This is a genomic window from Gluconacetobacter aggeris, from assembly GCF_014174395.1.
In the GTDB taxonomy this organism is placed as follows: Bacteria; Pseudomonadota; Alphaproteobacteria; order Acetobacterales; family Acetobacteraceae; genus Gluconacetobacter; species Gluconacetobacter aggeris.
The window spans coordinates 296,720-308,429 of sequence record NZ_JABEQD010000002.1 but is presented as its reverse complement, the minus strand read 5'-3'; the positions used below and the strand labels follow the sequence as shown (position 1 = coordinate 308,429).

General features: G+C 66.1%; 9 protein-coding genes. 4 read left to right on the top strand and 5 right to left on the bottom strand.

Going from position 1 to position 11,710, the window contains the following annotated elements; translation table 11 throughout:
* Positions 1–59 precede the first annotated feature (59 nt).
* Positions 60–1,100: a GNAT family N-acetyltransferase gene (locus HLH36_RS04075; protein ID WP_182985181.1), complete on the top strand. Its 1,041-nt coding sequence runs from the start codon at positions 60–62 to the stop codon at positions 1,098–1,100.
* Between the two features lie 122 nt (positions 1,101–1,222).
* On the opposite strand, the gene HLH36_RS04070 is transcribed toward HLH36_RS04075, so the two are convergent.
* From HLH36_RS04070 to HLH36_RS04050, 5 genes are all read right to left on the bottom strand, one after another.
* Positions 1,223–3,550 carry a xanthine dehydrogenase family protein molybdopterin-binding subunit gene (locus HLH36_RS04070; protein WP_182985180.1) on the bottom strand — a complete coding sequence of 776 codons (2,328 nt, stop codon included), beginning with the start codon at positions 3,548–3,550 and terminating at the stop codon, positions 1,223–1,225.
* Entirely contained in the window at positions 3,543–4,016 is a 474-nt protein-coding gene (locus tag HLH36_RS04065) for a (2Fe-2S)-binding protein (RefSeq protein ID WP_182985179.1), read from the bottom strand. Before HLH36_RS04065 ends, HLH36_RS04070 begins: the two co-directional genes overlap by 8 nt.
* A 28-nt stretch (positions 4,017–4,044) precedes the next feature.
* A complete protein-coding gene (locus tag HLH36_RS04060; protein ID WP_182985178.1) occupies positions 4,045–5,391 on the bottom strand; it encodes a c-type cytochrome in 1,347 nt (448 codons plus the stop codon).
* Positions 5,392–5,650: 259 nt separating this feature from the next.
* Positions 5,651–8,038 (bottom strand): glucose/quinate/shikimate family membrane-bound PQQ-dependent dehydrogenase, encoded by a 2,388-nt coding sequence (locus HLH36_RS04055; protein WP_182985177.1) that lies wholly within the window; start codon positions 8,036–8,038, stop codon positions 5,651–5,653.
* 139 nt (positions 8,039–8,177) lie between these two features.
* Positions 8,178–9,668 (bottom strand): mannitol dehydrogenase family protein, encoded by a 1,491-nt coding sequence (locus HLH36_RS04050; protein ID WP_182985176.1) that lies wholly within the window; start codon positions 9,666–9,668, stop codon positions 8,178–8,180.
* Positions 9,669–9,903: 235 nt separating this feature from the next.
* Between HLH36_RS04050 and rpmI the strand changes: the two genes are divergently transcribed.
* From rpmI to pheS, 3 genes are all read left to right on the top strand, one after another.
* Positions 9,904–10,107, top strand: coding sequence for a 50S ribosomal protein L35 (gene rpmI / locus HLH36_RS04045; RefSeq protein ID WP_114729229.1), 204 nt, complete (start codon positions 9,904–9,906; stop codon positions 10,105–10,107).
* A gap of 14 nt (positions 10,108–10,121) precedes the next feature.
* Entirely contained in the window at positions 10,122–10,481 is a 360-nt protein-coding gene (rplT, locus tag HLH36_RS04040; protein WP_182985175.1) for a 50S ribosomal protein L20, read from the top strand.
* A gap of 156 nt (positions 10,482–10,637) precedes the next feature.
* On the top strand, positions 10,638–11,708 hold the full coding sequence (pheS, locus tag HLH36_RS04035) for a phenylalanine--tRNA ligase subunit alpha (protein WP_182985174.1): 1,071 nt from the start codon (positions 10,638–10,640) through the stop codon (positions 11,706–11,708).
* The last annotated feature ends 2 nt before the right edge of the window (positions 11,709–11,710 follow it).

The following is an 11,710-nucleotide window of genomic DNA, read 5'->3' as shown; positions in this document are numbered from 1 at the left end:
TCAATCTTTATTGATTTGTTTCTTTTTATGTATTTGAAGCATTGATAATAAAACCTTCAATGAATGATAATGAAATGACAGTGGATTTTTCTCGTGTCGTATTGGACGGAAGCAGGGAAAATTCTGAGTCTGATGCCTTGTTTTCGATATGTCTCGGCCCCAGGAATGCGAAGCATCCCGATCCTTTTAATGAAGAATGGTGGATGGATGCCGCCACCAATGGAAATTTCGAAATTATCGAGATCCGGCATGCTGGGATCCTGCGGCTGAGTATGCCGGTGTTCCTGTCGAAAAGGATGGGTTTTACCTGTATCGGCATGCCGATTTATACGCGGACATTGGGGCCGACCTTTTATCTTCCGCCGTCGAAGCCCTTCAAACATGCGCAGAATGTCCGAAACCTGATCGAGGAACTTGTCGGTCGGTTGCCCAGGCACGACAGCATCAGGATTCGTCTTCCGCCCGGTGACGAATCCGCCTTTGGCTTTTCGCTCCAGGATTTTACTTGCGAGGAGCAGTTTACGTTTCGTGTTTTCTATCCGTCGGATATCCAGTCGATATGGAAAAACTGCGATCAGAAGACCAGAAATGTCATACGGTCGGCACAGCAGCTTGTCTCGGTCGATTATGGATATGATTTTTCCGATTTTGTGAGGCTGTCGCTGCTGAACAGGTCGGAAAAGGAAAACAGGAACGATTTCGAGACGATGGAACGCATTTTCAATGCGGCCAAGATACGAAATCAGGCCGTCATCCTGACGGCCCGGAACCGGGACGGGAAAAAAATCGCGGCCGCCATCATCGTCTGGGGGGCGTCCAACGCGTATTTCTGGCAGTCGGCGCGCGATATGTCCTGCGGGATCGGTGGGGTGAATGCGCTGCTGCTCTGGAAGTCCATCGAACTGGCCGACCGGATGGGCCTGACATTCGATTTCGATAGCTACGGATCGGTCAACAGCGCGAAGTTTCTTGCCGGTTTCGGGTTGACGCCGCTCGTGCGGACCGAGGTGTCGCGGCAGATCCTTCCGTATAAATTGTTCAAGCTGGCCAATGGAATGATGCTGAAGCGGGCGAAAGCCTCGGCCGATCTTAAAGCGTGACCGGAAATGGGGCGCGATGAGCGCGGGCGGCAAACGCGCGTCGGAATGTTGTGCGCGCGCGTTTGCCGCCAGGCCCCGGTCTCTGCCCCGGTTCAAACAGGCTTGTTCAAACCGGGGTCATTTCAGGTGGCGGCGCCACCCTTTTCCGTCAATGCGCGCAGCACGTCCGCCGGGCGGATCGGCAGGTGGCGCATGCGCACGCCCACGGCGTTGAAGATCGCATTGCCTATGGCGGGGGCGATGACCGTGGTGCCGGGCTCGCCCAGGCCGGTCGGCTTTTCGGTGCTGGGAAGGAATTCGATCTCCATCTCCGGCACGTCGGCGATGCGCAGCGGGGTGTAGGTGTTGAGGTTGCGGTCGCGGGGCAGGCCGCCGACGATCTCCGAACCCTCGAACAATGCCATGCTCAGGCCCCACAGGGCCGCGCCCTCGGTCTGGGCGCGGGCGCCGTCGGGATCGACGATGGTGCCGGCATCGACCACGATGCTCAGTTTCTGGCAGCGCACGATGCCGGTGGCGCGGTCGACATGGACCTGGGCGGCGCAGGCGATCCAGGTCGGCATGCCGCGTTCCTGGCCGAAGGTGGTGGCGATGCCCAGCGCGGTGTCCTTGGGCATGGTGCGGCCCCAGCCGGCCTTTTCCGCCACGCGGCGGACGACGGCGGCCTGGCGCAGCGCGCCGCCGGTGGAATCCGGCGCTTCGCCCTTGTTGCGGCCGGCGCCGGTGAGGTGCTCCAGCCGGAACTGGACCGGGTCCTTGCCCTGGATATGGGCGATTTCATCCCATGAGGATTCCAGGCCCCAGCTCACCCAGCCGGGGCTGACCGAGCGCAGCCAGCCGGGACGGAAGGTGCGGTTGGCGAGGTCGTTGGAGAGGGCGCGGACGCGCAGCGGCCCGACCTCGTACCAATGGTCGCCGCCGGCGATGGCGAACGGGTCGTACGGTTTGCCGTCCACGCCCTTGGACATGAAGGCCGCCGCCATGACCTGCGTCGGCCAGCCGGCGGAGGCGTGGTATTCCATGGCGGTGATGGCCTTCTGGCCGTCGAAGGCGACGCGGATGCGCTGGATCGAGGGCGAGCGGAAGGAATCGAACTGCATGTCGTCCGAGCGCGTCAGGATCAGCTTGACGGGCTTGCCCAGCGTCTTCGACGCCAGGGCCGCCGGGATCATGTAGTCGCCGTTCAGCCGGCGGCCGAAGCCGCCGCCCAGCAGGTAGCTGCGCAGGACGATGCTCTTCTCCGGCCGGTCGAGCGCCTTGGCCAGTGTCGGCAGGATCAGCGACTGCCACTGGTTGCCGGCGTGGATTTCGAAGATGCCGTCCTTCTCGAATGCCAGCGCGTTGGTGGGTTCGAGCTGGTAGTGCATCACCGAGGCGCAGGTGTAATCCTGCGAGAAGGTGGAGGCGGCGGCGGCGAAGGTGGAATCCACGCCCTTGTCGTCGAACACCATCACGCCGCCATCCTTGCGGTCGATCTGGGCGCGGCCGTGGTCGATAATGTCCTTTTCGGAGACGTTGATCGTCTCGCCGGGGGTCCAATCCACCTTCAGCAGGTCGGCGGCGCGGATCGCGGCGCTGTAGGTGTCGGCGATGGCGACCACCCAGCCCTGTACGACTTCCGACGGGTCCTCGATCACCAGGTAGCGCTGATAGCCCTTGATGGTGCGGGCGGCGCTGTCATCGACCGAACGTACGCGCGAGCCGTAGCGGGTGGGCGGCATCTTGGGGCGGGCATAGACCATGCCGTCGACCTTGGCGTCGATGCCGTAGAGTGCGGTGCCGTTGGTCTTGGCCGGGATATCCAGCGCCTTCAGGGCCTTGTTGCCGATCAGGTGGCGTTCGGTGGCCGGTTTCAGCGGCAGCTTGGCCAACTCGTCGGGCGTGAAGCTGCGCGTGGGGTGGGCGCGGGCCACGATGTCGCCGTAGCTGATGCTTTTCGCGCCGGCGATCACCATGCCGTCGCGGGTGGTGCACTGGGCGGCGGGGACGCCGAGCAGGGTGGCGCCGGCATCGGTCAGGGCGAGGCGCGCGGCGGCGCCGGCCTGGCGGAAGACATCCCACGTCATCCACACCGACCAGCTTCCGCCGGTGACCATCAGGCCCCATTTCGGGTCGCTGTCCACGTAATTGATCTTCACGCGGTCCCAGTCCGCGTTCATCTCGTCGGCGATGATGCGGGCCAGGGCGGTGCCGACATGCTGGCCCATCTCGGCGCGGATGATGTTGACGGTGATGGTGCCGTCGGGCGCGATGGCGCACCAGATCGTGGGTTCGAACGCGCCGTCGCCGGGCAGGCCGGGCGCCATGAATTGCTGGGCGGCGCGGGCGGCGGGGAAGCCGAACATGACGCCCGCGCCCACGGCCGCCATCAGGAAGCCGCGCCGCGAGAGGCCGTTCGCGGCCTCGTTGCCGGCCCGCTGGCCGAGGTCCATCCGACCGAGCTTACCCATTGGACGGTTCTCCCCGCGTGGCCGCAGCGGCCTTCTTGATGGCGTCGCGAATGCGGATATAGGTCATGCAGCGGCACAGCGAGCCGCCCATCACCGCATCGATGTCCTCGTCGGTCGGCTGCGGGTAGTCGTGCAGCAGGCTGGCGGCCTGCATGATCTGGCCGGACTGGCAGTAGCCGCATTGCGGGACCTGGAGATCCTTCCAGGCTTCCTGCACCGGGTGGGCGCCCGCCGGGTCCAGACCCTCGATGGTCGTGATCTCCGCGCCCTGGACCGCCGAGACCGGGGTGATGCAGGAGCGGGTGGCGCGGCCGCCCACATGCACGGTGCAGGCGCCGCACATGCCGATGCCGCAGCCGAACTTGGTGCCGGTGAGGCCGATTTCGTCACGGATCACCCACAGGAGCGGGGTGTCGTCGGGAACGTCGACCGATACGTCATGGCCATTGAGCCGAAAACTCGTCATGTCGGGACTCCGTTTCTCAATGGGGTTCTCAATGGGACGCGGCGACCGGAGGGGCGGGAAGCGTCGCGCGGACGGCGGCGGCTTTCTTCTCCAGGTCGGTCCAGGGCGGCAGGGTGGTGCGGGTACGGCGCAGATAGGCGGCGAGGCGCGCCAGATCGGCATCGGTCAGCGCATGGTAGAAGCTGGGCATGGTGATGCCCGCCTGTCCTTCCTCGGTGCCGATGCCGCGCAGGATGACCTGATAGAGGTTGGTCGGCTCGGACAGCCACAGCGCGTTGTTCAGGGCCAGTTCGGGGCGGCCCAGCACCGGCCTGGCGCCGGTATTGGCGTGACAGGCAGAGCAGGCGCCCTGGTAGAGTCGTGCGTCGGGGTCGGAGGTCTGCGGCGTCGTCAGGTCGCGGGTGGAGGTGGCCATCGCCGCCGTCAGGTGCCGGGCGTCGCCGGGCTGGCGGGCATCGGCATGGTCGATATTGGCCAGGTAATGGGCGATGGCATGCACGTCGGCTTCCGGCATCTCGCTCAGCCCGCCATGCACCACGGGGGACATCGGGCCGGCGGCGCTGCCATGCAGCGGGGCGACGCCGTAGCGCAGATACTGGAAGAATTCGTCTTCCGTCCAGGTGACGGGGGTGGGGTTGGCGGCGTTGAGCGGCGGGGCGATCCAGTTATCGACCGGGGCGCCGTCATAGGGGGCGCTCGCCTTTTCCGCACCCATCGCGTTGCGCGGGGTGTGGCAGGCGCTGCAATGGCTCAGCCCCTCGGCGAGGTAGGCGCCGCGATTCCACTGCGCGTCATGCGCCGGGTCGTTCCGGTAGGCGCCCGGATGGAGGAACATCAGCTTCCAGCCGGCCTGGAGGATGCGCAGGTCGAACGGGAAGGGGAGCGTGTTCTCGCGCTTGACCGAATGCACGGGCTTCTGCGCCATCAGATACGCATAGACGTCGGCGATGTCGCCGTCGGTCATGTGCGTGAAATGATCGAACGGGAAGGCGGGGAACAGGTTGGCGCCGTCACGCGACACGCCGTAGCGCATGGCGCGGGTAAAGGCGGCCAGCGACCAGCGCCCGATGCCGGTCTGGGCGTCGGGGGTGATGTTGCTGGAATAGATGGTGCCGAACGGCGTGGCCATGGCGTAGTCGCCGGCCAGGGGGATGCCCGGCTGCCCGTCGCGCCTTGTGTGGCATTCCGCGCAATAGCCGCCGGCGGCGAGGACGCGCCCGCGCTCGACGCTCTCGGCGGGGAAGCTGGTGGCGGCTGGTGGCGCGATCGGGGCGATGGCGGGATGCAGCGCATAGGCCAGGAAGCCCGCGCCGGCGACGGCGCCGAGGCCGACCGCGCCGGCGGCGAGGCGCAGGATGGCGGTGCGGCCGATCATGAAGGATCTCTGGTGGATGGAAGCCGCATGGTATCACCCCTCTGTCATGCGCGGTGGCAGGTCGCCGTGTGTGCGGACCTCCGGGCATGAAAAGCGGGTTTCCATCCCTGTCCGTCTTGTGCCGGGCGGCCCCTCTTATGGAGCCGCCCGGCAGCCTGCAACCTGTTCGGTAGCATCGTGACAAAATATTAATCAATAAACCGTGAATTTTAACAATCACAAATTATTGATAATTTTATCGCGGACAGAGGGTTGACGGTCAGTGGGCCTCCGGCAGGGCGTAGGCCACCACGTAGTCGCCCAGTTTGGTGCCGAACGAGCCGTGGCCGCCATCGGCCGTGACGATGAACTGACGCCCGCCCACCGCATAGCTCATCGGGGTCGACTGGCCGCCTGCGGGCAGGCGGTCCTGCCAGAGCTGGCGGCCGGTGGTGACGTCGTAGGCGCGGATATAATAATCGGCCGTCGAGGTCAGGAAGGCGACGCCGCCCGCCGTGGTCAGCGGACCGCCCAGGCTGGGGATGCCCACCTTGAAGGGCAGGGGGACCGGGGCGCTGTCGCGGATCGTGCCGTTGCGGTGCATCCACACGATCTTGTTCGTCGCCAGGTCGATGCCGGCCAGATAGCCCCAGCCCGGCTGCTTGCAGGGCAGGCCCAGCGGAGAGAGGAACGGGTTGAGCGTCACGCCATAGGGCACGCCGAACTGCGGCTGGACCCCGGTTTCCGAACCCGAGGGCTTGGAATTGTCCGGCGAGGCCGGGTTGTTGGGGCCGCGCGGGATCAGGCGCGAGACGAAGGGGATGGCGATCGGGTTGGCGATGGCGACCTGCCGCTGCGGATCGACCGCCAGGCCGCCCCATTCGAACATGCCCAGATTGCCCGGGAACACCAGCGTGCCCTGCAGCGACGGCGGGGTGAACGGCCCCTCATAGCGCAACTGGTGGAACATGATGCGGCACATGAGCTGGTCGAACATGGTGCCGCCCCACATGTCGGCATCCGTCAGGTTGTTCTTGGGACGGAAGGTCAGCTCCGAGAAGGGCTGGGTGGGGGAGAGATGGTCGCCCGGGGCCGGGCCCTGCGGCACCTTGGTCTCCGGCGCGGGGACGATCAGCGTGCCGGTGCGGCGGTCCAGCACGAAGATGTTGCCGGTCTTGGCCGGGGCGTACAGCGCCGGCACGATGTCACCCGACGCGGTGCGGATATCGACCAGGCTGGGCTGGGCGGGGATGTCCATGTCCCACAGATCGTGATGGACGGTCTGGTAGGACCAGGCCAGCTTGCCGGTATCGGCGTTCAGCGCCACGATCGCGCTGGCATAGCGCTCGGAGTCCGCGTTGCGGTTGCCGCCCCAGATGTCGGGGGTCTGCACGCCCATGGGGATGTAGATCAGGTTCAGTTTCGGGTCGTAGGACGACACGATCCAGGAATTGGGCGAGTTGGGGACGAAATGATGCGTTTCGGACGGCATTTCGTTCGGGTCGGGGTTGCCGGGGTCGAAGGCCCAGATCAACTGGCCGGTATAGACGTCGAAGCCGCGGGTGACGCCCGAGGGTTCATGCGTCGAGTAATTGTCCATCACCGCGCCCGAGACGATGACGGCCTTGTCGGTCACGACCGGCGGCGACGTGGCCTCGTAGAAGCCCGGCGTCTTCACCGTCATGTGCTCCTGGAGGTCGATCACGCCGTTATCGCCGAAATGGGAGCAGCGTTCGCCGGTCTCGGCGTCCAGCGCGTAGAGATGGCCGTCATTGGTCGGCAGGAAGATGCGGCGCGCGCAGTCGTTCGGGGCTTGCGCGCCGTCGATCGTCTCGGCGCCCGGCTGGGTCTCATGATAGGAGACGCCACGGCAGGTCATGTGCTGGAAGGTGGCGTTGTAGGTGATCTTGGGATCGAACTTCCACTTCAGCTTGCCGGTCGCGGCGTCCAGCGCGAACAGGATCTGGTGCGGCGAGCACAGATAGACCGTGTCGCGGATCTTGATCGGCGTGACCTCGTCGGTGATCTCGCCCGGATCGTCCGGCCGCTTCATGTCGCCGGTGCGGAAGGTCCAGGCGACTTTCAGGTCATGCACATTGGCCGGGGTAATCTGCTTCAGCGGGCTGAAACGGTCGCCGAACTGGGTGCGGCCATAGGCCCGCCAGTCTTCATCGGGCATCGCGGTGGCGTCGCCCGGCGTGGGCGCGTTGCTGGCGAGCTGGGGCAGGGCGCCTGCCTTGTCCTGCGGGTCCTGGACCAGGGCGGCGGCGACGACGGCGATCGCGGCCACCACGGAGGCGCGCAGCGGCAGGACGGTCGCCACGCCGGCAGGGGTGAGGTGGCGCGTGACCGGCGGCAGCAGCAGCCAGATGCCCAGCGGCACCAGCACGTCGCCGCGCGGCGCGAGAGCCCAGAAATCGAAGCCGACTTCCTTCACCGCCCAGACCATCGTGCCGATCAGCAGCAGCGCGTAGACCCACAGGGCCTCGCGCCGTCCACGGAACAGCAGCCCTGCCGTGACCAGCATCGCCAGGCCGGCGATGACGTAATAAGGCGACCCGCCGAGCGTGGCGAGCCAGGCGCCCCCGGCCAGCAGATAGAGGCCGATCAGGATGAATATCCCGGCGGTAATGGTCAGTACGGGAGGCGTCCCGTTTCGATTTTTCATGAGCTATCCGATAATTGTTGAAAACGGATTGCGATTGCGCGGCGCGTTGTCGAAGCGTCGCGATCGCGGCGGCCATGCGGTCCGTAACAACGTTTCGACCCTATGTGAAACGATATCAAGTTTTCGTGTCATTGTGTGATCAGGAGGAAGGGGCGGAGTCCGGGGGGCTGATGAGCTGGCGGAGGCAGGCGCGGGTGCCCCCGGTGCGCAGCGCGGTACGGGTCCGGGCGAACAATTCCACGAAGGCCGGATGGTCGCGCAGGCCCCAGCCGGCGAAGACCGACATGTCGAGCGCCTTTGCCGGGTCCGCGTCCGCCGCCAGGGCCAGGTCGTCGGGGCCCAGATGGGGTTCGTGGATCTCGTACGTGGCGCCGTTATCGTCGTGGCCGCGCAGATATTCGGCGAAGCAGGACAGCAGGAAGGCGATGCGCGACGCATCCGCGCCGCGTGCCAGCGTGCCCTCGGCCGTGGGACGGACGAAGACCGGCAGTTTCGATGCGCTGTCGGAGGCGATGCGGGGAAGCTGGTCGCTGATGGCCACGTTGCTGAAGCGGCGCAGGAGCTGTGCCGCGTATTCGTGCAGTTCCATGCCCGGCGGGGCCTGGAGCAGCGGCTCGGCGTCCTGGGCGAGGGAATGGTCCAGCAGCGCCACGACGTCGGGATTGTGCATGATGTCGCTGACGATGCGGTAGCCCATCAGCATGCCCGGCAGGCCCAGCATGGAATGCGAAGCGTTGAGCATGCGCAGCTTGACCTGCTCGTAGGGTGTGACGTCGCCGGTGAACAGCACGCCGACTTCTTCCAGTGGCGGACGGCCGGCGCAGAAATGATCCTCGATCACCCACTGGATGAAATCCTCGCAGAAGACGGGCACGCGGTCCTCGACCCCGCTGCCGGCATCGAGCCGCGTGACGTCCAGCGGGCCCACCGCCGGCGTGATGCGGTCGACCATGGTGTTGGGGAAGGTGATTTGGGCTTCGATCCAGTCGGCCAGTTCGGCGTCGCGGGCGCGGGCCCAGGCCAGGAAGGCGGTGCGGGCGACGCGGCCGTTATGCGGGAGGTTGTCGCAGGACAGGACGGTGAACGGGCCGGTGCCGGCATCGCGGCGCAGGCGCAGGGCCTCGGTCACCAGGCCGAAGACGGTGTGCGGTACCTGGCGGGCCAGGTCCTCGGCGATGGTAGGGTGGTCGAGCTGGAAATGGCCGGCGGCGTCGACATAATAGCCGCCTTCGGTGACGGTGAGGCTGACGATGCGGATCGCCGGGTCGGCCAGGCGGCGGATGGCGGCCGCCCGGTCGTCGGGCGCGTGCAGGTAGTCCACGATCGAGCCCACGAAGCGCACACTGTCGGGTGCGTCGGCCGGGCATTCGGTCAGGGTGTAGAGGCCGTTCTGCGCCAGCAGCGCCTCGGCCTTGGCGCGTTCGTGCGCGTCGTCCATCACGCCGATGCCCAGGATGCCCCAGTGTGCGTTGCCCGGCCGCGCCAGCACGCGGTCGAGATAGACCGCCTGGTGCGCGCGGTGGAAATTGCCCACGCTGAGATGCGCGATGCCGGGGCGGACCGCCGCCCGGTCGTAGGACGGGATCAGCACGGAAGGGGGCACCGGGCCGAAGGGGGGAAGGATGGGCATGGAATGATCCCTGGTTGATGGCGGGGCGGCAGGCTGGATGCGTGTCGGCCGCGGCTTCGAGGGGAATCCCGTCATTGCGGGTCGAAAGAGGGAAGGCAAGGCTTGATTGCGGGGGCGGGTTTGTCTATAGCCAGCGGCCTGTTCGCGCGTCCGGGCCTGAAATGGGCATGCCCGGCCGTGATTGCTGCCTGATCGCCTTGCGCGGTCGCAGTCCGCAGAATTGAAGGAGATGAAAATGCCCAAGATGAAGACCAAGTCGTCGGTCAAGAAGCGGTTCAAGATCACCGCGACCGGCAAGGTGCTGGCTGGGCCGGGCAACAAGCGCCACGGCCTGATCAACCGCTCGCAGAAGATGAAGCGCACCAACCGCGGCTCGCAGACCCTGACCGAGATGGACGGGAAGACTGTGAAGCAGTGGGCGCCCTACGGGCTGGCATAAGGAGCACCTGAAACATGGCACGTGTTAAGCGGGGCGTCACGACGCACGCCCGTCACAAGAAGGTCCTGGCGCAGTCCAAGGGCTTCCGCGGCCGGTCTTCGACCAACTACCGCATCGCTCTCGAGCGCCTCGAGAAGTCGCTGCAATATGCGTATCGCGACCGCCGGAACAAGAAGCGCGAATTCCGCGCCCTGTGGATCCAGCGTATCAATGCCGCGGTGCGCGAGCATGGGCTGACCTACAGCAAGTTCATCAACGGCCTGGACAAGGCCGGGATCGAGATCGACCGCAAGGTGCTGGCCGCCATCGCGTTCGACGATGCCGCGTCCTTTGCCGAGATCGTGAAGAAGGCGCAGGCCGCTCTGGCTGCCTGATCGCGCCTTTACGGTGAGTGGTCTGGAACGGGTCGCCCCGCAAGGGGCGGCCCGTTCTGCATTTGGGGGGTTTATTCCCGTCGTCGGAGCCTGTATCCGCGCAGGTCTCGGGTCCATCACCCTCCTCTATCGCGTGTCTGTTTCCAGCGAGGTGCCATGAGCGACGATCTCGAAATCCTGCGGCAGGAGACGCTGGCCGCGCTGGCTGGGGCCGGCGACCGGCGGGAATGGGATGCCGTGCGTGTGGGCACGCTGGGCAAGTCGGGCCGGCTGACCGGCCTGCTGAAGGAACTGGGGCGGATGTCGCCCGAGGAGCGCAAGCTGCGCGGCGGGGCCCTGAACCGGCTGCGCGACGATCTGTCGCGCGCCATCGAGGCGCGCGGGGCGGAGATCGAGGCGGCGATCCTGAATGCGCGCCTGGCCTCGGAACGGGTGGACGTGACGCTGCCCGTACGGCCCGAATCGCAGGGCATGATCCATCCGATCAGCCGGACGATGGAAGAGATGGCCGCCATTTTCGGCGCGATGGGCTTCAAGGTGGCCGAGGGGCCGGATATCGAGACCGACTGGCATAATTTCTCGGCGCTCAACACGCCCGACCATCATCCGGCGCGCACCGACCAGGATACGTTCTACCTGCCGGCCGAGCAGGGCAGCCAGCGCGAGCGCGTGCTGCGCACCCAGACGTCGGGCGTGCAGATCCGCACCATGCTGGGCGAGGCGCCGCCGATCCGCATCATCGCGCCGGGGCGGACATACCGCGCCGACCATGACGCCACCCATTCGCCGATGTTCCATCAGTGCGAGGGGCTGGTGATCGACCGGGGGATCACGCTGGCGCACCTGAAGGGCTGCCTGACCGATTTCCTGCGCGCCTATTTCGGCCAGCCGAGCCTGCCGGTGCGGTTCCGGGCCTCGTATTTCCCGTTCACCGAGCCGTCGATGGAGGTCGATATCGGCTGGTCGCGCAAGACCGGCGAGATCGGCGGCGGCGGCGACTGGCTGGAGGTCCTGGGCTCGGGCATGGTGCATCCGCGCGTGCTGGCCAATTGCGGGCTGGACCCGCGCGAATGGCAGGGCTTCGCCTTCGGGATGGGGATCGAGCGCCTGACCATGCTGCGCCACGGAATTCCGGACCTGCGTTCGTTCTATGAGAGCGACGTGCGCTGGCTGCGCCATTACGGCACCAGCCCGCTGTCGCCGGCCCTGCTGCATGAAGGTCTGTGATC

What these genes read in the sequence shown, in the direction of transcription:
- HLH36_RS04075 (WP_182985181.1), top strand. Translation starts at nt 60, where the DNA reads ATGAATGATAATGAAATGACAGTGGATTTTTCTCGTGTCGTATTGGAC.
- HLH36_RS04070 (WP_182985180.1), bottom strand. Translation starts at nt 3,550, where the DNA reads ATGGGTAAGCTCGGTCGGATGGACCTCGGCCAGCGGGCCGGCAACGAG.
- HLH36_RS04065 (WP_182985179.1), bottom strand. Translation starts at nt 4,016, where the DNA reads ATGACGAGTTTTCGGCTCAATGGCCATGACGTATCGGTCGACGTTCCC.
- HLH36_RS04060 (WP_182985178.1), bottom strand. Translation starts at nt 5,391, where the DNA reads ATGATCGGCCGCACCGCCATCCTGCGCCTCGCCGCCGGCGCGGTCGGC.
- HLH36_RS04055 (WP_182985177.1), bottom strand. Translation starts at nt 8,038, where the DNA reads ATGAAAAATCGAAACGGGACGCCTCCCGTACTGACCATTACCGCCGGG.
- HLH36_RS04050 (WP_182985176.1), bottom strand. Translation starts at nt 9,668, where the DNA reads ATGCCCATCCTTCCCCCCTTCGGCCCGGTGCCCCCTTCCGTGCTGATC.
- rpmI (WP_114729229.1), top strand. Translation starts at nt 9,904, where the DNA reads ATGCCCAAGATGAAGACCAAGTCGTCGGTCAAGAAGCGGTTCAAGATC.
- rplT (WP_182985175.1), top strand. Translation starts at nt 10,122, where the DNA reads ATGGCACGTGTTAAGCGGGGCGTCACGACGCACGCCCGTCACAAGAAG.
- pheS (WP_182985174.1), top strand. Translation starts at nt 10,638, where the DNA reads ATGAGCGACGATCTCGAAATCCTGCGGCAGGAGACGCTGGCCGCGCTG.